Raw genomic sequence first — 18163 nt, 5'->3', positions numbered from 1 at the left:
ACAGCACAGGCCGGGCGCGGCGTGCGCCGGTCGCCACTGCTGCCAGAGACCACCGTTGTCCCTCCCTCGGCGGTCGCATGACGACACTGCATCGCGCTCGTGTCACCCGGCGCGGGCGCTTGCTGTGCAGTCCGCGCTCGACGTACGACAGCGCGATCGCCCGCAGGAGCAAGTCAATGTCCACACCATCGATTCCAGCGCTCGTCACACGCCGCGGCTGCGCCGCCGCTGCCTTCTCCGCCATCGCCCTCGCCGTCGCCCCCGGCTCGGCGGCCTCGAGCCGCACGAGTTATGTCGTCGCCGAGATCACGAGCGCCAGCGCAGGCCTGCCCTCGAGCGCTCGGTCCGAGAAATACGCGGAGATGAAGGCGTCCCCGTTCACGTTCTTCCGCGGCTCGAACCACCTTTACTGGAAGGATCTCGGCAGCTCGTCCCAGCTCCTCACGTATGGCGGCGCGAGCTCCACCAGGACGTGGCTTGGCGGCGACATGCACGTCAACAACATGGGCTCGTTCGATGACGACCAGGGCGACGTCGTTTATGCCATCAACGACTTCGACGAGGCGGTCATCGGTGACTACCAGCTCGACGTCTGGAGGCTCGCCACGAGCCTCGCCCTGGTCGCGCGCGAAAACGGCGGCTTCAGCGCCGCCAACCAGAGCTCGCTCCTCGACGCGTTCACCGAGGCGTACCTCGACGCGATCGCGAGCTACGCCGGGAACAGCCAGGAGATCACGCTGAAGTTCACGTCGAGCAACACCTATGGCCTGCTCGACGACTTCCTCGACGACGTCGAGGCGTCGAACAGCCGGACCGAGATGCTCGATGATTTCACGATCAAAGTCGGCGGCGTGCGCACGCTCGACACGGCGGGCAATCCGGATCTCGTCGCGGTGACCGCGGCCGTCGACACCGACGTCCGGGGCCACATGTCGGCCTATCGCGCCACCCTGAGCGGCGGCGGCGCCGGGCTGCCGGCCGCCTACTTCGCGGTGAAGGGCGTGGCCCAGCGGCTTCACAGCGGCATTGGCTCGCTCGGCGTGACGCGGTTTTATGTGCTGATCGAGGGGCCGACCACGGGGCAGGACGACGACCGCCTCCTCGACGTCAAGGCCCAGGGCGCGCCGAGCGCGTTCGCCGGCATCGCCGCCGCCGCCGTCTCGCAGACGAACGCGGCGAGCGGCGGCAACCAGGCGTACCGGACCGTGCTCGCGTACAAGGCGCTCGGCTACCGCGTCGATGACCTGCTCGGCTGGATGACGCTCTCCGACGGCCAGAGCTACAGCGTGCGCGAGCGATCGCCCTACAAGGACACCTTCGACACCGCAGACCTCTCGACGATGACCCGCTTCACCAACCTCGCAGAGCAGTGGGGCGAGATCCTGGCGACGCAGCACGCGCGCGCCGACGAGGACTGGGACGCGGCGGTGTTCCCGGACTCGGTCGACAGGGAGATCGACGCGCTCACCGACGGCGATCACACGGGATTCCGCGCCAAGGTCCGCGCGATCGCGCTCGACTACGCTGACCAGGTGGCGCTGGATTACGCGAGCTTCTGCGCCAACTTCTGACCGGCCTGGCGGCGGCATCCGGCCAGACTCAGGCGGACCGCCGCCGGGGCGCCTGCAAGCCCCGCCGCCCGGTGGACGCGCTCAGCCCCTTCTCCTCGTAAAACCGCAGGGTCGAGGCGGGCACGCCGGAGCGCCGGGCCACCTCCGCGATGTCCAGCTGTTTCACGCTTGACCTCAAGTTGACTTGAACTTGCAGACTACGGCACATGAGTTCCGACTGCAAACCGAAGGAGACGCCGATGTCAGAAGCCCATCAACCGAATCGCGACCAGGCCACGCTGTGGAACGAGGCCAGCGGGCGCACCTGGGTGGAAATGCAGGAAGTGCTCGACGGCATGATGGCGCCGCTCGCGACGCGGCTCATCGACGAGGGCTTCCCCGGCGAGGGCCGGCGGGTCCTCGACGTCGGCTGCGGCGCGGGCGCCACGTCCCTCGCGATGGCGCGGCGCCTCGGGCCAGCGGGCCTCTGCCTCGGCGTGGATATCTCCGGGCCGCTCGTGGCGGCCGCCGGGGCACGCGCCGCCGCCGAGGGGCTGGCGTCCGCCGCGTTCGTCCAGGCGGACGCGCAGACCCATGCGTTCGAGCAGGCCACGTTCGACGCGGTGATCTCGCGCTTCGGCGTGATGTTCTTCGACGATCCCGCGGCGGCGTTCGCCAACATCCGGCGCGCCGCCCGGCGCGAGGCAAAGCTCTCGTTCGTGGCATGGCGCAGCGCGGACGAGAACCCGTTCATGACCGAGGCCGCGCGCGCTGCGGCCCCGCTCCTGCCGAGCTTGCGCGTCCCGGACCCCGACGCCCCCGGCCCGTTCGCCTTCGCGGACAGAGCGCGGGTGCAGCGGATCCTGGACGCGAGCGGCTGGACCGACGTCGACATTCGCTCGATCGACGTGCCGATCGGCGTCGCGGAGAAGGACCTGCTCGCCTACGTCACCAGGCTCGGACCGGTGGGTCAGGCGCTGCGGGACGCGGACGAGCCGACGCGCGCCCGGACGGCCCAGGCGGTTCGCGCTGCCTTCGACGCGTACGTCCAGGAGGGCGCTGCCCGCTTCACCGCGGCCTGCTGGCTCGTGAGCGCGCGCGCCTAGAGAAATCCTGCAGAACAGCCGGTCGATGACGAACCGTCGCCCGGCGCGCCGTGCCCGGCGCCGGGCCGAGACCGACATGCCGCGCGTCGCGAGGCGCCGGGCCGCACCTCAACCAAGGTCGCCGGTGAAGCGGATCGGCACGCGAAACGCCATGAACATGGCCTTCACGTGCCTGGGCGAGAAGAGCGCGCCGAGCGTCGTGTCCTCGACCCCGCGGCTCCGCACCAGCTCGTGGAGCTCGAGCAGCGAGTACGCGCAGAAGAGCTCGAGGCGCTTTCCGATGTGCTTCAGGATCCTGCCGCGACTCCTGTAATACGGCGCGTAGTCGCCCTTGTACCGAAGATCGAGCGCTTCGATGCGGACCTCGTACTGCACGTAGGAGCGCTCCCCGAGCGCGCGATTGCAGAGGAGCTCGGCTTCGACGTGCGCGCCGGTGTCGTCCACCACAACACCGGGCCCATCCCCGAAGACCCAGAGGCCGTCGAAATGGGGCGCTTCGGCCTCTCGCGGCTCCTCGTGCGTCTTCGGGTGCCCGGGCGACACGGAGAAGCACGCTCGAAACTCGTCCCGTATCTCGGCGCTGCGCGCGCAGAGCGCCTCCATCTGCCGCTCTTTCGGAACCGAGAACAGTTTGGCCGTCTTGCCCATGAGCCGTGCTCCTCGGAGATGTCTCGCCCGCAGCCCGAGAGTGCCCGATTCGGAACCTCCCATGCTACCCGATCGCAGCAGGCTGCGAGCGCCGGGCCAGCGCGTCCCCGGCGGCTTCCCGTCCAGGCCACGGGAGGATCAGGTCACCGCGCCGCGCTGGTGGAATTCCGGCTTGTCCCAGGCGCCGCTGTCCAGAAGGTCGCGCAGCGCTTCCACCGCATCCCATACGTCGACGAAGCGGGTATACAGCGGGGTGAAGCCGAAGCGCATGATGCGGGGCTCGCGGTAGTCGCCGATCACGCCACGGGCGATCAGCGCCTGCATCACCGCGTAGCCCTGCGGGTGCTCGAAGCTGACCTGGCTGCCGCGACGGGCGGCGTCGCGCGGGGTGACCAGGATCAGCGGATGCTGGCCGCAGCGGGCTTCCACCAGCTGGATGAACAGCTCCGTCAGCGCCAGCGACTTGGCGCGCAGCGTGGCCATGTCGGTATGGCGGAAGATGGCAAGCCCGCATTCCACCAGCGAAAGCGCGGTGATCGGCTGGGTGCCGCACAGGAAGCGGCCGATGCCGTCGGCGGGGGTGTAGGCGGGTTCCATCGCGAACTGCCGGGCATGGCCGAACCAGCCCGACAGCGGCTGCCCGAAGCGGCTCTGATGACGCGGCGCCACCCACAGGAAGGCCGGCGCGCCGGGTCCGCCGTTCAGGTACTTGTAGGTGCAGCCGACGGCGAAGTCGGCGCGGGCGCCGTGGAGGTCCACCGGCACGGCGCCGGCGGAATGCGCCAGGTCCCACACGGTCAGCACGCCGGCTTCGCGCGCGAGCGCCGTGACGGCGGCCATGTCGTGCATGGTGCCGGTCTTGTAGTTGACATGGGTGAGCATCAGCACCGCCACGTCGTCGCGGATCGCCTGCGGCAATTCCCTGGGCGAGTCGATCAGGCGCAGCTCGTAGGCTGCGCCGCCGCCCATCTTCAGCAGCTCGGTCAGGCCCTCGGCGATGTACAGGTCGGTGGGGAAGTTGTCGCGCTCCGACACGAGCACCCGGCGCTCGGGCGCGCTGCTCTGCTGCTGGCGCAGGGCGACAGCCAGCACCTTGAACAGGTTGATGGACGTGGTGTCGGTGACCACCACTTCACCGCTGCCGGCGCCGATCAGCGGAGCCAGGAGGTCGCCCAGGCGGCGGGACAGGTGCACCCAGCCGGCCGTGTTCCAGCTACGGATCAAGCCGTCGCCCCATTCCGCTTCGATCACTTCCCTGGCACGGGCCAGCGACGCCTTGGGGCGGGCGCCCAGCGAGTTGCCGTCCAGGTAGATCACACCGTCCGGTAGCGCGAACTCGTCGCGCAGGCGGCGCAGCGGGTCGCTTGCGTCGCGGGCAAGGCAGGTGTCGCGCGTGGTCTGCAGGCTCACGTGAGGCGTCCTTCGGTTCCGCGGGGCAGGGTGCGCAGCATGGCACGGACCGGACTCGCGCCCAGGGGGCCAGCGTGAGCGGCAGGGCGATCCGTCCGCGGTCGCCTGGCGGCATGGCATCCAGCTGCAAGCGACACGCGGGCCCGGTCGCCCGTGCAGGTGCTCAGTCGGCGAGCGCGCGTTCGACGGCCTGCGCGTACGGCATGGGCGTGAGCGGGATGATGGCGCGGATCGGCCCCACATCGCCGACGAGGTCGGCGTCCAGGCCCAGCAGCAGGTCGGCGAAGGCGCCGCGGGGCAGGCCAGCGATGCGCTCGAGGAGCCCGGCGAACGGCGCCAGCAGCCAGGGCAGGAGGTGCAGCTTCCACGGCGGGCGCCGGCCGAGCACGCGGGCCGCCACGTCGACCATCTCGCCGGCGGTGAACGCCTCGTCGCCGCCCACGTCGAAGGCCCGACCGAAGGTGCGCGGCTCGTCGAGGCTGCGCACGAGGTAATGGACGAGATCGTCGAGCGCGATGTTCTGCATGCGGCTCCGGCCGCTGCCGAGGATCAGCGCCACGCGCCGCCGCGCGTTGGCCAGCGTGGTGTCGAAGCCGAAGCCGCCGCGTCCGACGATCTGCCCCGGCCGGAGGATGGTCACGTCGAGCCCGCTGCCGAGCAGCATCTGCTCGGCCTTCCAGCGACCGCGCGCCCAGATCGAGCGCGTGTCGGGCGTGATGCCCAGGAAGGTCACGTAGAGCACGCGCCGCACGCCGTGGATCCGGCAGGCTGCCACCACGTTCTCGAGGCCGCGCAGCTCGGTGTCCACGAAGGTCTCGCCGGGCGCGGCGGCCTTCTGCGGCGAGAGCGTGTGCACGCAGTTGAACACGGCCTCGCAGCCGCGAACCGCCTCCTCGATGGCAGCGCGATCGGCGATGTCGCCGCGCACGAGCTCGGCGGCGGCGGGGAGTCTGGCGCGGGCGGCGTCGAGGTTGCGCACGGCGCAGCGGACCAGGAACCCTTCCTGGAGCAGCGCTTCGACGAGGCGACGGCCGGTGAGCCCGGTGCCGCCGAGGACAAGCACGGTTCGCATGTCCTCATCGATAGCGATGGCCTGTCGAACGCACCATGCGCCAGCGTGCCGATAACTGTCGCGAGCGTACGAAACGCTCGGACGAGCTTCAGCCGCGCGCTTCGTTCCGGTAGTCCCGCGGCCGCTTGCCGGTGACGCGCTTGAAGGCCTGGCTGAAGGCGCTCTCCGACGAGTAGCCGAGCGCGGCGGCGATCTGCGAGATCGGCGCTGCCTCGTCCCGCAGCCGCCGCTCCGCCAGCCGGATGCGCCACGCCGTGAGGTACTGGAGCGGCGCCACCCCCGCGGCCTCCTTGAAGCGCACGGCGAAGGTGGTGCGCGACATGGCCGCGGCGCGGGCCAGCTCCTCGAGCTTCCAGTCGCGCGCCGGCTCGCCGTGGAGGAGGCGCAGCGCCGCCGCCAGCCGCTCGTCGCGGATGGCCCGCAGCCAGCCCGCGGGCAGGCGTGACGCCGCGGCCAGGTGGGCGCGCAGGATCTGGACGAACAGCAGCTGCGCCAGCATCGATGCCGAGAGGAAAGCCCCCGGCGCGCCGCGCGCGGTCTGCTCCGCCAGCAGCTGCTCGATGAGCCAGCGGATGGGGGCTGCCTGGGGTGCGGTCGCGCGCACGTGCAGAAAAGGGGGAAGCGCGCCCTGCACGAGGTCGGCGTGGCGCGGATCGAGGGTCACGCCGCCGGCGAGGAGCAGCACCTCGGAGCCGTCACCGATGGTGGAGAAGAGGTGGCGCTTCTGGGCCAGCAGGCCCATCACGTCCAGGGGCGGGGCCGAGAGGTCGCTGCCGACGAGGAACCCCTTTCTCCCGGGCAGGAGGACCGCGTCCCCCGGCTCACCACGGATCGCCTTCTTGTGGCCGTCCAGGCGGAACCAGCAGCCTCCCTTGGCGACGACCGAGATCTTCATCTCGCCGGGCGGCGGGAAGTGGACGGCCCAGCGGCCACCGGCGGCGATGCCTCCGGCCATGACCGATGTGGCCTGGGTGAGCCGCAGGATGTCGGTGAGCGGATCGCCGGCAAGGGAGTGGATCGCAGCGTCGAGCGACACGCGTCGTACTATGGCGCATGCTGCCAGGCGAATCATGATCGTCGTCACGTTCGTCGGCGCCGAGATGATGTCCGGCATGATCGACGCATCGACGACGTGAAGTCCGTCAACGCCGCGAACCGCGCCACGTGCATCGACGACGGCGGTTCGCGAGCACGGCGCCCGCGGATCCGCCGCCCACGATGACGACGTCGAATTTCGGGGTTTCATTGGCCACTGGGGTTTCTCCTTTTCTGGCGGGCTCCTTTCAGCCGCGGTCGAAGGCGTCGCGGAGGAAGCGGGCGGCGCGATCGAGCGCGTTCCTGCTGGTCTCGAGGTGCGCGACGTCGAGCTGGAAGACGTGGTGCATGCGCTCGAAGATCTGGAGCTCGACGGGGACTCCGGCCTTCGCCGCGCGATCGGCGTACTGTCTGGAATCGTCGAGCAGGCGCTCGTCGGTGCCGACCTGGAGGAGGAGCGGCGGCAGGCCTCTCAGGTCGCCGAACAGCGGCGAGGCGAGCGGATGGGAGGTGCCATAGGCGCCGACAACCTTGCGGGCGCAGTCCTGCAGGTAGTCGTGGCCGATCAACGGATCGACGATGCCCGGGTCCGTCATCGACGCGCCCGTGAAGGAAAGATCCACCCACGGCGAGAACACGACGCCCGCGACCGGCGCCGGACCAGCGGGCTTCCCGGTCAAACCCGCCAGCGTCACGAGCGTGAGGCCGCCGCCCGCGGAGTCGCCGACGATCGCGATGCGGTCGAAGCCCTTGGCGACCAGAGACATGTAGGCAGTCCGCGCCGCGTCCGGAGCGGCCGGCAGCGAAGCTTCGGGCGCCAGAGGATAATCGATGACGAGCGCCGGGATCTCCGTGCGGCTGACGATCTGGCTGACGAACCCGCGGTATGCCTTCGCCGAGCCGAGGACGTAGCCGCCGCCGTGCAGGTAGAGGATCGCCCGCTTCGGCTCGGCCTGCGGCGGATGGATGAAAAAGCCCTGCACGCCCGCCTCGTCGACAGCCTCGAGCGTGACGTCGCTGGTCAGAGGAGAGCCGGAGATGAAAGCATCGTAGACGGTCCTCTGGTCTCCCATCGCCGTCGCCCAGAAGTTGGCGAACCGCTCGCGCAGCGCGGCTTCGCGCTGCCGCTCCTCGGACGAGAGCTTGATGATTTCCATTTTGCTACGCTGATGATCCTGCAACTGCATTTCCGACATCGTCGTTCTCCATCGTTGGACATGGCTCCGCCGTCCGCGCGGAGCCACGTGTCGCGCGTGGCGTGGGACATCTAGGGGCGGGAAACGTCGACCTGAAAAGACGCCGTTTTTGAGACGTAGCGTCCAGCTGGTTGGACGACCTAGATCAGCACGGCTCTCGGAAGCTCGGCCGCCAGATGATCGAGGAAGGCGCGCACCGAGGGAAGCAGCCCCTGCCTGTAGGGGATGAGCGCGGTGATCGTGGAGTCGCCCGCGATCCAGCTCGGCAGCACCCGGCGCAGCTTGCCGGACTTCACGGCCGCCCGGCAGATGTAGCCGGGCAGGGCGACGATCCCGAGGCCTCGGATCGCCGCCTGCTGCAGGCCGACCATGTCGTCGCTCAACAGCCGCGGCGTCAGCGGCACCACGGCCTCGCTCTTGGCCTGACGCGCGTGGCGCAGCCGCCAGACCGGTTCGACCCCGGTCCGCATCATGAACAGCGAGGGATGCTCGCGCAGGTCCTGGGGTCTCTGCGGCTCGCCTTTCTCGTCGAGGTAGTCGGATCCGGCGAACAGGTACCAGGGGGCGGGCGCGAGCGTCCGCTGGACCAGAGTGGAATCCAGCAGCGGATCGGAGTGCGCTCGGATGGCGACGTCGAAGTTCTCTCCGACGATGTCGACGGCGCGGTCGACCGCATGCACGACGAGGTTGACCTTCGGGTACTGCACAAGGAAGTCCGCGACGATGTCGGACATCGCAAACTGCATCGTCGCCACGCCGCCGGTGCAGCGGATCGTGCCGCTCGGCTCGGCCAGGCGCTGGCGGATCGCGGCCTCGGCCAGCTCGGCTTCGCGAAGCATGCTGACCGCGTGCCGATAGAACTCTTCGCCTGCATCCGTCGTCCCGAACTTGCGCGACGTGCGGTTGAGGAGCCGGACCCCGAGGCTATTCTCGAGCTGCTGCATGCGGTAGCTGAGCGTCGATTTGGGGGTCCGCAGCGTACGGCTCGCGGCCGTGAATCCACCCCGGTCGACGACCTGCACGAACAGGAAGAAATCGTTCAGATCCAGCATGCTTCACCATCGTCCAACCGACCGGACGCTGAGTTCGAATTTTGCCGTCTTCTGGGCTGTTCGTCCAGCGGGTAGCCCTCGCGTCGTCACGGCAAACGACCGTGACACCGAACGTCCGGACCCACCCGGATCCGGCGACGAACTCAGGAGGACCCGATGACCATTCGCAAGTACGAGCCGCTCACCCAGGACAACGCCGCCGTCATCCTTGTCGACCATCAAGTCGGCCTCATGACCGGCGTCCGCGACTACTCGACAGGCGAGCTGAAGCACAACGTCGTCGCCCTGGCGAAGGCCGCCAGGGCGCTCAAGCTGCCGATCGTCGTCACCACGACGGCGCGCGACAGCATGTGGGGGCCGACCTTCCCCGAGCTCGTCGACGCCTTGCCTGGCATCGAGATCATCGATCGCTCGACCGTGAACGCCTACGACGACCCGCGCGTCGCCAGGGCCATCGAGGCCACGGGCCGCAAGAAGCTGATCTTCGCGGGTATCTCGCTCGAGGTGTGCGCGGGCTTCCCGGCGATGACGGCCGTCGCGCGCGGGCTGGACGCGTATGTGGCCGTCGACGCCTCCGGAACGTTCAGCGAGACCAAGCACGACGTGAGCCTGTTCCGCATGCAGCAGGCCGGCGTCATCCTGTCCGACCACGCGACCCTGATTGTCGAAATCCTCAAGGACAACGGCCGTCCGGAGGCGGGCGACGTCTACGCCGCGCTCGACATGCCCTGGGCCACGCTCGTCGGCCAGGTCGCCAGCGCTCTGCGCAGGTGAACGAGGCGGGAAATCTCTCTCTGGACCCCTGGCCGACTCCTGGTGGGTGAAATCAGCCGCTGCAGACCTGTTCGGTCAGCGCCTCGAGCAGCGCGCTCACTTCGTCCGCTTCAGCGCCGCCTTGAGCACGTGCTCCGCGATGAGGTAGCCGAACCCCTCGCCCTCGATCCGCCGGATCAGCTGATCGCGCGTGGTCCGGAGCGCCGACGCCGTGGCGTTCAGGTTCCACCCGTGCGCCGCGAGCTGCTGGAGGAGCCGGGCACGCCTCACCTGCCCCGCCGCGAGCCGGTACGTCTTCGCGTACTCCAGCGTGCCGTCCTCGCGCACGATCGCCTCGCCGATGTGGTTGTCCAGCGACGGATCGAGCTCGGTCATGAACCGCTGCAGCGAGAACGGCCCCGCCCGGTACACGCGCTCCGCCGTGATCGGCCGGCCGAGGAGCCCCGCGGCCGTGTCCACGTGCAGCGCGCCGGCCTCCGCCCGCGCCCGGCCGAGCGCGGCCCGCAGGTCGTCGAGCGAGCCGATCTGCGCGGCATCGAAGGGGTGCTCCAGCGCCTGGCTGTCGCCGTTGTGGCGGGCCGCGTAGAGCAGCGTTTGCTCGTAGAAGTCCTCGATCAGCGTGCGGTGCAGCGCGCGGTAGTCGTCGGGGTGCGACACAACGAACACCGACGCGAGCAGCTCGCCGACGAAGAGCAGGACGCCGCACTGGCCCTCGTGGATCTCGAAGACGCGCAGCGCGTCCTCCAGGCTCGGGATCGCCCGGCCGGAGAGCGACATCTCGGTGCGCGGGTCGAGGCCGCGGGAGATGGCGCGCCGCGAGTACTCGGACCAGGCGATCTCGGGGGCGTTGAAGTGCAGCGCGAGGAAGCCCTCCATCGCGAGGTGAAGCGGCAGGAGGCGCAGGCGGTTCCGCTCGGCCGGGTCCTCGCCGCGCGCCTCGCGCCGGGCCATGCGGTGGAGCAGCTGGACGCCGCAGCCCCACTTGCTGAGCGGGTTTCGGACCTCCGGCCCCGCGAGCGCCGCGCCGTAGGACGCGACCGGCGAGCCGTCCTCGGTCCACCCGATCACGAGCGCGTGCGGCACATAGGAGCAGTAGGCGGTGCCGTCGCCGAGATCGACGATCGACCAGGCGTCCTCGTGCCTGCGGCCGGCGATGCGCAGGTCGTCCCGCGGCGCGTCCCGGAGGAGCGGGACCAGGCGCACGCCCGCGAAGACCTGGGCGTGCGTCGCGGAGAGGCCCCGGAGCGAGAGCGACCGGAGCAGGGCCGGCGCCTTGGCCATCAGGGCACCTCGAGCGCCGCGGCGGGCGCCTCTTCTGCGAGCTCGGCGTCTGCTGCCGGCGCCACGGCGTCTGCCGGCACCGCGTCCGCAGATGCCTCCGCGGCGCCCGGCGTCCGGGCGTGCCGCGAGAGCAGCGCGGCCGCGCGCTGCGCGAGGTAGCGCTCGAGCTCCGCGAGCGGCGCCGTGCCCTCGGCAAAGCGGGCGAAGCCGAGGACCGTCGGCAGGTCCTCGGCGTCGCGCAGGCCGACCGTCGGGATCGACGGGCCGAGCGCGCGGGGCGCGTAGCGCTCGCTGTCGAACACGGGGTTGATGTGGACGATCGACGTGCGCTGCCCCGGATCGAGCCGCGCCCGGAAGCAGCGCGCGACCTCGGCGGCAGCGCCGGGCGGGTCGTTCTCGAAGCCGTCCGAGAGGATGACCACGACGTCGGGTCGCCAGGCGAGCGCGTCGAGCAGCGGCGTCGCGAGATCGGTCTGGCCGCGCGCGCCGACGAGGATCTCGTCGGGCGTGGGTGCGGTCCAGAAGGCGCGGTACTCGCGGGCGGCGGCGCGGAGCAGGTAGCTCACGCCGAGCGCGACGGCGAGCGGGCGGCGGCGCTTCTCGCTCGATCCGGACGCCGAGTAGCTCCTGTCGAGCACGGCGGCGACGCGCCCGAGCGCGGCTGGGCTCTTCCTGAGCGCGCGGGCGGCGGCGCGCTCGAGCCCCGCGTGGAGCTCGTCGCGGCGCTCGCGCCGCACCTTCTCGGGCAGCGAGAGCGCATAGAGCGCGACGCGCGTGAGCGGGGCGCGGCCGAGGTCGACGGCGAGGTCGACGTCCTCGCGCCCGGCGGCGCGCTGGAGCCGGAGGCGCTCGCCCTCGGTCATGCGCGGCGCGGCGCGGCGCAGGAGCTCCTCGCGAGAGACGCCGCGGGCGGCGGCGAGCCCCTCGGCGACGGTCAGCGGCAGGTCGAAGATCGCCTCTTTCGCATAACGCGCCTGCCGCGCGCGCTCGAGGAGCGGCGTCTCGAACGGCGCACGGCGCTTGGGCTCGAACAGGAAGGGCCCGACCTCGCCGGGGAGCTGGAGGTGGGCGTGCACCGCGAGCGCGCGGAGGTGGGCGCGGTACTTCACGGCGTCGAACGCCGGGTCGGGCCGGCCGGCGAGGTAGCCGCGGATGACGGCGCGCGCGCGGCGGTTGTTCACGCGGCGCTCCCGGAGCTCGCGCAGCGCCCGGAGCGCGCGCTGCGGGGGGAGCTCCCGGAGGGCCGCCGCGATGAGCGAGCCCTCCTCGCGCCGGTCGGGAGCGGGCGTCTCTGCGCCGGTCGCGAGGAGGTTCACGGCGATGCGCGCCTGGTTGAAGTGGTTGATGCCGGCGGCGAGCGTGCGCGCGTAGAGGCGGCGGTAATTGCCGAGGATGTACTCGTGGAGGAACTCGATGGAGACGGCCTGGCCGCCGGAGGTGCCATAGAACTCGGCCTGCCCGGTGCACGCGAAGCAGGCGTTGATGAACATGACGAGGTCCTCGCGCTCGACGCGCTCGGTGTGGAAGCGTGCGGGGGGCGCGGGAGGGGCGGGGGGCATGGCAAAGAGCCGCCCGGGGAATGGTGGGGCGATCAACCTACGACAGTTTCCAGACTGGGATCGGAAATCGCCCCGAAGTCCCACGGGCGGCGGCCGGCAGCATACACCTGGAGGGGCACCTCTCGAAGGACAAGATCTCCCTTGACGACAAGGTCATCGCTGGCAGCGCTGAACTCTCCACCCTGCCTGCCATGTCTTCGTCCCCCGCTCCGAACCCAGTTAGGGCAAGGGTGGCGAAAAACGGACAGACATCGACCTCACGAAGCAGGCCCTCGTCGCCTGGGAGGGCACGAAGCCTGTGGTTGCGACCTGGATGTCCCGCGGACTCCTTGTCCCTTGACCGCTTTCCCCGAGGGAGGCAACGCGGCGTGTGGGGCGCGAGCCGCCCCTGGCACGCGTGCCCGCACGGAAAAGTTCCTGGTACAGCAGCCCAACCACGTTGCGCCTGTCGTCGACCTCGCCAGCGCGCGCCGCGCGCGATCCTGAGCCCATCCTGAACGCCACCGCGGCCGGCTGAACGCCGTCGCCGTCCACCAGGTCGCAAGTCCCACGACGGGGTCTGCCGCCTGGAGGTCGCCGTTCCGCTGATCTACGTCGCCGGTCGGTAGCGGGCGCCGTCTCCCTACGGCGAGGTAGAGGTTCGCGCCATCGTGGACCTGCTCTGGGAGGTGCATCAGTGGGAGCGCTGGGTGTTGATCCTCGTCGGCGGCGGTGAGCAGGTGAGCGAGATCGCCCGGAGCCTCGGGATGCCGATCGGGACCGCCCTCTCGCAGCTCCGCCGAGGGCGCAGCCACCTTGCCGCCATGCTCAAGCAGCGGCGTCGCGTATTCGGTTACACCGCCTTGCCATCAAACGCAAACTGCCCCTTGTTCCCGTTGAGGGGGCGCAAGCCCTCTGTGCCAACGTCGGGTGAGACAGGCTCCCCCTGGAAATCTGTGGTGAGAGGGCGGAGAATGGACCTGACCCGTGCCCAAGCCTTCCCATCTCCGATCCGTCGATCCTACCCTTGCCCCAGCGGCGCAGGGCGCTGCTCCTCGCGCGAGTGGCGTCGCCGTCGAGACCATGCCGAAGGCGGGCAAGAGGCGGAAGTTCTCGGCGGCGGAGAAGCTGCGCATCGTTCGCGAGGCGGCCGCATGCACCCAGCGCGGCGATATCGAGGCGCTGCTGCGCCGCGAGGGCATCTACAGCTCCCTCCTGACGGCGTGGCGCAAGCAGCTCGCTCTCCACGGCAGCGAGGCTCTCGCGGGCGCAAGCCCGGCCGCAAGCCGAAGCAGGACGCGAAGGACCGGCGCATCGCCGAGCTCGAGAAGCGCTCGGCCCGACTCGAGGAGAAGCTCGCGCTCGCTGAGAAGCTCATCGATCTCCAAAAAAAGTCTCTGCCATTCTGGGCATCAACCTCACGAGCGACGAAGAGCGCTGATGGACGTTATCGAAGAGCTCGATGACCCGCACGTCCCCATCGCGCAGGCGTGCGCGACACTCGGCGTCAGCCGCGCTTCGCTTTGGAGCGGCTCAGCATCCTCCGCGACGGTCGGGTGGCCTATCAGGTGAAATACCCGCGGCGAAAAGGAACGCATCGGGTGATGACGCCGATTGTGTACAGCTATACGGTAGGATGCCTTCCGCTTGGTGCCAGTAGTGTACAGCTATACGGTAGGATGCCTTCCGCTTGGTGCGACGTCGCGGTAATCGCAGGCGGTTCACGAGTGGAAGGCCTGTCTGATCGCATAAGGCCCGTTCTGTCGATAAGCTCGTACAGTCGGACTGCACGAGCCAAGAACGGCTCCGAGAATCTTGACTTTGCGGAACGCGTTTGCTTGTCCTATCCGCACGGAGACAGCTGATGGACCTGGTGGAAGACTTCGCCGAGCCTGGGGTCTCGGTGGTCGCCGCGTGCGCCGCGCTGGGAGTGAGCCGTGCGACGTTGTACCGAGGTACGAGCCCGCCGCGGCCACCGGCGATACGAGAGCGCGTGCCGAGTTAGGATTCTCGTGACCGCTGTCTCATCCGCGTTGACAGATTCCACCTCCGTCGACCGAACGAGAATTCGCCGACGTACTTTGGGTTTCGCAGCATCTCGCGAATGGCGGAGTGCATCCAGCCCGCGCCAGCTCGGCGTCGCCCACGAGCGCCCACGTGCTCACCCGCGGATCGGACCGAGGGAGCGAACAGCGAAGGAATAAATTTCTAGACCGTGACTCCGGTACTTACAAGCGGTAGGTAAACCCGTACGTCCCCTTTATGGAGAGGCCTAATGAACCGCGCTTCCCTCGTCGTCATTCTCACCTCGTTCGCGTGTGCCTCGGCGCTCGTCGGTTGCTCGTCCGATTCGGGCGACACGCAGGGCTCTGGAGGTAGCGCTCCCAATGGTTCCGCAGGCACCGGTGCCGTGACCACGGGCGGCTCGGGCACGGGCGGCTCGGCCACGGGCGGCTCGGCCACGGGCGGCTCGGACACGGGCGGCTCGGCCACGGGCGGCTCGGACACGGGCGGCTCGGCCACGGGCGGCTCGGACACGGGCGGCTCGGGCACGGGCGGCTCGGACACGGGCGGGGCTGCTGGCTCAGGTGGTAGCGGAGCCGGCGGGGCCGGGTCCGGTGGTGGCGCTGGTGGAGGCTCGGACACGGGTACGTTGTCCGCCGGGTGCGGCAAAGCGCCGACCATTCCCGCCAGCATGTACAATAACGGCAACCCGATCTCGATTATGGCGGCGAATCGGCAACGTCGATACATCCTGAGCGTGCCGGCCAACTACGACAATACGAAGCCGTACAGATTGGTCATCGCTTGGCATCAGCTCGATGGAAACGACAAGCAGATGTATCAGCAGAACTACTACTGGCTGAAGGACATCCCCGACGCCGCCAGCAGTACGATCTTCGTGGCTCCCAACGGGGAGAAGAACGGAACGCCGTGCACCGGGAATGGCAACGGGGAAAGCGGCTGCGGGTGGCCCGACTCAAGCGGCTCGAACGTGGCACTCGCGGACGCCGTGGTAGAGCAGGTCGAGCAAAATTTCTGTATCGACAAGAGCAAGATCTTCGCAAACGGCTGGAGTTACGGCGGCAGCATGTCCTACCGGACGGCTTGCTCGCGTCCACTCGATGGAACCGGCACTTGGGGTGTCCGCGCCGTCGCCGTCTACAACGGAATGGCGCAGCTCAGTGCCGGCAACTGCAAGCCGAGCGAAGCGGTCGCCTTCTACGCATCCCATGGCACCAACGACAACGTCCTTCAGTACAGTGCCGGTGTCTCGATGGCGCAGACGTACGCCGGGCTGAACGGTTGCACCTGGAAGGAGCCGACAAGGGCCACCGGAAACCACGTGTGCACCAACTTCATGGGCTGCACGACGGGTTATCCGGTCGAGTTCTGCTCCTTCGTGGGACCGCACACGCCTGATCCGCCGCGAGAGGGTGGTCAACGTTGGCAACCGCAAGAGGTTTGGAAGTTCTTCAGTCAGTTCTAGGCTGCCAAGAGTCGAGCCTAAAACCTCTTGAAAGGTCGGATCGAGTGTGAGCTACAGTGCTTTGTGGAAGCCAAGTTTGCCGACGTGCCCGACGCTCTGTGGCGTCGGATCGAGCCGCTGATACGAGCGGAGCCGCCGAAGCCGAAGGGAGATCGCCCTCCAGTCTCAGCGCGAGTCGTGATGGCCGGCATCCTGTATGACGGTCGTCGCGGCATCGCCTGGAAGTGGAGCTCTCTCGACAGCGCCTCGGTGAAGGCGCCAAAAGGGGGACCTCACGGGCCCAAATCCGACTGACCGCGCGAAAAGCGGCGTCACGATGCGCGAGTGAAGGGCTTTTGTCTCCACCGCCCGGTGGCCTCGCCCCATCCTGGACTCGAACCGCGGCGGCGAGCAGCGCCCGCCTTGGTCGCGGGACGGTGCGAATCAGCGAGCGCGTCCCGGCTCGCGTCGCGCAACCTGCCAGATTCGCTGGCGTTCGCATTTCCGGGACCGCGCGAGCGGAGCGAACCCGTCCCGCCGAGAGCCCCGCGAACGGGTTGGTGCTCGGCTCCCCATGCGGAGCCATTCACGCGGGATCGCGGAAACGCGACCCCGCTTTCTTAGCACCGGCCTCGGAGAGCGATCTCCGGGGCCATCGCGCTTCTCCCCCACGTTTCCGCGACCTTCGGCGCTCGGCGAGCACCACGCACGCGTGGACAGCGCTCGCGCAGAGAGCCAGTAGTGTACAGCTATACGGTAGGATGCCTTCCGCTTGGTGCCAGTAGTGTACAGCTATACGGTAGGATGCCTTCCGCTTGGTGCGACGTCGCGGTAATCGCAGGCGTTTCACGAGTGGAAGGCCTGTCTGATCGCATAAGACCCGTTCTGTCGATAAGCTCGTACAGTCGGACTGCACGAGCCAGGAACGGCTCCGAGAATCTTGACTTTGCGGAACGCGTTTGACGGTTTATATGCCGCCGGGGTATTCGACGAGCCAGAAATACCCTGTCGTTTACCTGCATCATGGAATCGGCGGCAATGAGGTCTCCTGGATCGGCCAGGGGAGCAACGAAGGCAATGCCGACAATATCATGGATTATCTGTACTCGAAGCAGATGGCCAAACCCATGATCGTCGTGATGCCCAGCGGCAAGATGGACGGAGGAGACGATTTCGCGCGCTTCGCGAACTTCGGGGACGTCCTGCTCAACGACCTGATCCCCTGGGTCGAGAAGACTTACTCCGCCGCCACCGACGCCGATTCGCGGGCCATCTCCGGCCTGTCGATGGGCGGGGGGCAGACCTTCAACTTCCGGTTCCCCAACACCGATGTCTTCCATTACATCGGACCGTACTCGGCTGCGCCCAACACCCAGCAGCCGAGTCAGACCATCAAGGATGTGGCTGCGGTCAAGAACAACGTGAAGCTCATCTTCATCTCTTGCGGCAGCGCAGACAACCTGATCGGCAATAGCAGAAATTATCACGACTTCCTGGATCAGAACAACATCGACCATATTTACCAGATCGAGGCGAACGAAGGCCATACCAAGACGGTCTGGAACCGCAGCTTTTACAACTTCGCCCAACGCATCTTCCTCGACCGGGGCACGACGGGCAGCGGTGGGGCCGGTGGGGCGGATGGCGCCGGAGGGGCCGGCGGGGCCGCGGGCGACGGCGGTAGCGCAGGGGACGGGAGCGGCAACGGCGCGGGCGCAGGGGACGGGAGCGGCAACGGCGGTAGCGCAGGGGAAGGAAGCGGAAACGGCGGGGGCGTGCCCGGAAGCGGTGCTGTCACGACAGGCGGTTCTGCAACGACTGGCGGGCAGGTTTCGAGCAGCGCGAGCGGCGGCACCGACGAGGGGGCGCCCGCGACGGAAGACTGTAGCTGCAGCGTCTCGGTCCCCGGGTCCGAGCCCGGAACGCCGCCTTGGCGCTTCGGGATCCATCTTGCGGCGATCGGAGCCCTCCTCTTCAGAGCGCGAGCAAGAAGGAATCGAGGCTGAGCGGCCGAGCGTCGCTCGACGCTTGC

The 18163-nt window shown here is 68.9% G+C and carries 16 protein-coding genes and 2 pseudogenes; 7 read left to right on the top strand and 11 right to left on the bottom strand.

Annotated elements, in window-relative coordinates; genetic code table 11:
• The first annotated feature begins 176 nt into the window (after window positions 1-176).
• Window positions 177-1571, top strand: a complete 1395-nt coding sequence (locus WMF45_RS10585; protein WP_437716791.1) for a DUF2252 domain-containing protein — start codon at window positions 177-179, stop codon at window positions 1569-1571.
• 52 nt (window positions 1572-1623) lie between these two features.
• Here WMF45_RS10585 and WMF45_RS10580 read toward each other — a convergent pair.
• A pseudogene (locus tag WMF45_RS10580) lies at window positions 1624-1737 on the bottom strand (MerR family DNA-binding transcriptional regulator); the annotation flags it as partial.
• A 73-nt stretch (window positions 1738-1810) separates the two neighbouring features.
• Here WMF45_RS10580 and WMF45_RS10575 point away from each other — a divergent pair.
• Window positions 1811-2656 (top strand): class I SAM-dependent methyltransferase, encoded by an 846-nt coding sequence (locus tag WMF45_RS10575; protein WP_437716790.1) that lies wholly within the window; start codon window positions 1811-1813, stop codon window positions 2654-2656.
• Between the two features lie 108 nt (window positions 2657-2764).
• Here the strand turns inward: WMF45_RS10575 and WMF45_RS10570 are convergent, their stop codons facing one another.
• The 7 genes and pseudogenes from WMF45_RS10570 to WMF45_RS10540 all read right to left on the bottom strand — a co-directional run bounded on the left by WMF45_RS10570 (window position 2765) and on the right by WMF45_RS10540 (window position 9069).
• Window positions 2765-3304 carry a hypothetical protein gene (locus WMF45_RS10570; protein ID WP_437716789.1) on the bottom strand — a complete coding sequence of 180 codons (540 nt, stop codon included), beginning with the start codon at window positions 3302-3304 and terminating at the stop codon, window positions 2765-2767.
• 138 nt (window positions 3305-3442) lie between these two features.
• Entirely contained in the window at window positions 3443-4708 is a 1266-nt protein-coding gene (gene kynU / locus WMF45_RS10565; protein WP_437719519.1) for a kynureninase, read from the bottom strand.
• Window positions 4709-4877: 169 nt separating this feature from the next.
• The gene (locus WMF45_RS10560; protein WP_437716788.1) at window positions 4878-5786 is read right to left on the bottom strand and encodes an SDR family oxidoreductase; all 909 of its coding nucleotides are present in this window, start codon (window positions 5784-5786) and stop codon (window positions 4878-4880) included.
• 88 nt (window positions 5787-5874) lie between these two features.
• Window positions 5875-6900, bottom strand: a complete 1026-nt coding sequence (locus tag WMF45_RS10555) for a cupin domain-containing protein (RefSeq protein WP_437719518.1) — start codon at window positions 6898-6900, stop codon at window positions 5875-5877.
• Window positions 6901-6909: 9 nt separating this feature from the next.
• Window positions 6910-7032 (bottom strand): annotated as a pseudogene (locus WMF45_RS10550) (hypothetical protein); the annotation flags it as partial.
• 37 nt (window positions 7033-7069) lie between these two features.
• Window positions 7070-7978: an alpha/beta hydrolase gene (locus WMF45_RS10545; protein WP_437716787.1), complete on the bottom strand. Its 909-nt coding sequence runs from the start codon at window positions 7976-7978 to the stop codon at window positions 7070-7072.
• A 179-nt stretch (window positions 7979-8157) separates the two neighbouring features.
• Window positions 8158-9069, bottom strand: a complete 912-nt coding sequence (locus tag WMF45_RS10540; protein WP_437716786.1) for a LysR substrate-binding domain-containing protein — start codon at window positions 9067-9069, stop codon at window positions 8158-8160.
• A 156-nt stretch (window positions 9070-9225) separates the two neighbouring features.
• Here WMF45_RS10540 and WMF45_RS10535 point away from each other — a divergent pair, with 156 nt between their 5' ends.
• The gene (locus tag WMF45_RS10535) at window positions 9226-9843 is read left to right on the top strand and encodes an isochorismatase family protein (RefSeq protein WP_437716785.1); all 618 of its coding nucleotides are present in this window, start codon (window positions 9226-9228) and stop codon (window positions 9841-9843) included.
• Window positions 9844-9939: 96 nt separating this feature from the next.
• On the opposite strand, the gene WMF45_RS10530 is transcribed toward WMF45_RS10535, so the two are convergent.
• Together WMF45_RS10530 and WMF45_RS10525 are read right to left on the bottom strand one after the other, a co-directional pair.
• Window positions 9940-11124 carry an ARPP-2 domain-containing protein gene (locus tag WMF45_RS10530; protein ID WP_437716784.1) on the bottom strand — a complete coding sequence of 395 codons (1185 nt, stop codon included), beginning with the start codon at window positions 11122-11124 and terminating at the stop codon, window positions 9940-9942.
• Window positions 11124-12683 (bottom strand): hypothetical protein, encoded by a 1560-nt coding sequence (locus tag WMF45_RS10525; RefSeq protein WP_437716783.1) that lies wholly within the window; start codon window positions 12681-12683, stop codon window positions 11124-11126. Before WMF45_RS10525 ends, WMF45_RS10530 begins: the two co-directional genes overlap by 1 nt.
• A 1062-nt stretch (window positions 12684-13745) precedes the next feature.
• Between WMF45_RS10525 and WMF45_RS10520 the strand changes: the two genes are divergently transcribed.
• A complete protein-coding gene (locus WMF45_RS10520; RefSeq protein WP_437716782.1) occupies window positions 13746-14234 on the top strand; it encodes a transposase in 489 nt (162 codons plus the stop codon).
• Window positions 14235-14663: 429 nt separating this feature from the next.
• Here WMF45_RS10520 and WMF45_RS10515 read toward each other — a convergent pair whose 3' ends face one another.
• On the bottom strand, window positions 14664-14819 hold the full coding sequence (locus WMF45_RS10515) for a recombinase family protein (protein ID WP_373372284.1): 156 nt from the start codon (window positions 14817-14819) through the stop codon (window positions 14664-14666).
• A gap of 118 nt (window positions 14820-14937) precedes the next feature.
• Between WMF45_RS10515 and WMF45_RS10510 the strand changes: the two genes are divergently transcribed.
• The 3 genes from WMF45_RS10510 (at window position 14938) to WMF45_RS10500 (ending at window position 18137) form a co-directional block, all read left to right on the top strand.
• Window positions 14938-16152: an alpha/beta hydrolase family esterase gene (locus WMF45_RS10510; RefSeq protein WP_437716781.1), complete on the top strand. Its 1215-nt coding sequence runs from the start codon at window positions 14938-14940 to the stop codon at window positions 16150-16152.
• A gap of 63 nt (window positions 16153-16215) precedes the next feature.
• Window positions 16216-16446 carry a transposase gene (locus WMF45_RS10505; RefSeq protein ID WP_437716780.1) on the top strand — a complete coding sequence of 77 codons (231 nt, stop codon included), beginning with the start codon at window positions 16216-16218 and terminating at the stop codon, window positions 16444-16446.
• Between the two features lie 644 nt (window positions 16447-17090).
• Complete coding sequence (locus WMF45_RS10500; protein ID WP_437716779.1) at window positions 17091-18137, top strand: alpha/beta hydrolase; 1047 nt, start codon at window positions 17091-17093, stop codon at window positions 18135-18137.
• The last annotated feature ends 26 nt before the right edge of the window (window positions 18138-18163 follow it).

Origin of the sequence: Sorangium sp. So ce448 (assembly GCF_051520915.1) — a bacterium.
Lineage (GTDB): Bacteria > Myxococcota_A > Polyangia > Polyangiales > Polyangiaceae > Sorangium > Sorangium cellulosum_B.
This window is presented reverse-complemented; position numbering and strand designations above follow the sequence as displayed.

Coding starts and splice junctions, on each gene's coding strand:
- WMF45_RS10570 (WP_437716789.1), bottom strand. CDS start 3,304: ATGGGCAAGACGGCCAAACTGTTCTCGGTTCCGAAAGAGCGGCAGATG.
- WMF45_RS10585 (WP_437716791.1), top strand. CDS start 177: ATGTCCACACCATCGATTCCAGCGCTCGTCACACGCCGCGGCTGCGCC.
- WMF45_RS10575 (WP_437716790.1), top strand. CDS start 1,811: ATGTCAGAAGCCCATCAACCGAATCGCGACCAGGCCACGCTGTGGAAC.
- WMF45_RS10525 (WP_437716783.1), bottom strand. CDS start 12,683: ATGCCCCCCGCCCCTCCCGCGCCCCCCGCACGCTTCCACACCGAGCGC.
- WMF45_RS10560 (WP_437716788.1), bottom strand. CDS start 5,786: ATGCGAACCGTGCTTGTCCTCGGCGGCACCGGGCTCACCGGCCGTCGC.
- WMF45_RS10535 (WP_437716785.1), top strand. CDS start 9,226: ATGACCATTCGCAAGTACGAGCCGCTCACCCAGGACAACGCCGCCGTC.
- WMF45_RS10540 (WP_437716786.1), bottom strand. CDS start 9,069: ATGCTGGATCTGAACGATTTCTTCCTGTTCGTGCAGGTCGTCGACCGG.
- WMF45_RS10520 (WP_437716782.1), top strand. CDS start 13,746: ATGCCGAAGGCGGGCAAGAGGCGGAAGTTCTCGGCGGCGGAGAAGCTG.
- WMF45_RS10555 (WP_437719518.1), bottom strand. CDS start 6,900: ATGCCGGACATCATCTCGGCGCCGACGAACGTGACGACGATCATGATT.
- WMF45_RS10530 (WP_437716784.1), bottom strand. CDS start 11,124: ATGGCCAAGGCGCCGGCCCTGCTCCGGTCGCTCTCGCTCCGGGGCCTC.
- WMF45_RS10545 (WP_437716787.1), bottom strand. CDS start 7,978: ATGGAAATCATCAAGCTCTCGTCCGAGGAGCGGCAGCGCGAAGCCGCG.
- WMF45_RS10510 (WP_437716781.1), top strand. CDS start 14,938: ATGAACCGCGCTTCCCTCGTCGTCATTCTCACCTCGTTCGCGTGTGCC.